General features: G+C 46.0%; 1 protein-coding gene. It reads left to right on the plus strand.

The window, feature by feature from the left end; all coding sequences use genetic code 11:
* On the plus strand, positions 1-776 hold a 776-nt coding region (gene ubiA / locus R7O13_RS25120; protein ID WP_318304974.1), incomplete at its 5' end, for a 4-hydroxybenzoate octaprenyltransferase.
* Between the last annotated feature and the right edge of the window lie 132 nt (positions 777-908).

Below are 908 nucleotides of genomic sequence, written 5' to 3' on the forward strand. Positions count from 1 at the left end.
CAACGGTTTGGGCTCTGGTCATTGCAGCCCAAGGCATACCGAGTTGGGATGTGCTCATTGTATTTGTGTTGGGTGTATTTTTAATGCGTAGCGCAGGCTGCGTCATTAACGATTTTGCAGACCGCAAAGTCGATGGTCATGTGAAGCGTACTAAACAGCGTCCATTGCCTTCGGGTAAGGTCACGGCGAAAGAGGCGATTGGCTTATTTTTGGTTTTGGCCGTGAGCTCATTCTTACTTGTGTTGACCATGAACCCCTTAACGATTCAGCTCTCTTTTGCGGGCCTTGTATTAGCCTTTATCTACCCTTTTATGAAGCGTTACACGCATATCCCGCAGCTGTTTTTGGGATTAGCGTTTAGCTGGGCGATTCCTATGGCATGGGCGGCACAAACCGGTGAGCTACCAGTGATGGTTTGGTTTGTGTTTGTGATTAATGCATTGTGGACGATTGCCTACGACACTCAGTATGCAATGGTGGATCGCGATGACGATTTAAAAATCGGTATCAAATCGACAGCGATTCTGTTCGGTCGCCACGACAAGTTAATTATTGGAGTGTTACAGTTAGTGACGTTGGCGATGTTGGTGGGGCTAGGGCAGTTTTATCAATTAGGCCAAAGTTACTACTGGACGGTTCTGATTGCCGCATCATTGTTTGTTTACCAGCAGCATTTGATCCGCCACCGCGAGCGCGATTTGTGTTTCAGAGCTTTCCTTAACAACAACTACGTTGGCATGGTGATAGCGATAGGTTTATTAGTCGCGTTCTGGTAATCAATCCGAAGATCAAAAAAGGCATCCAATTGGATGCCTTTTGTTTTTTTGTGTTTGTTATGCCTGAAGTTGGTGGATACTTTCTTCGATGGTCAACTTCACTTCTGGGTACAGCAGCGTAAACAGTAGCTT

The organism is Vibrio sp. Y176, from assembly GCF_033438945.1.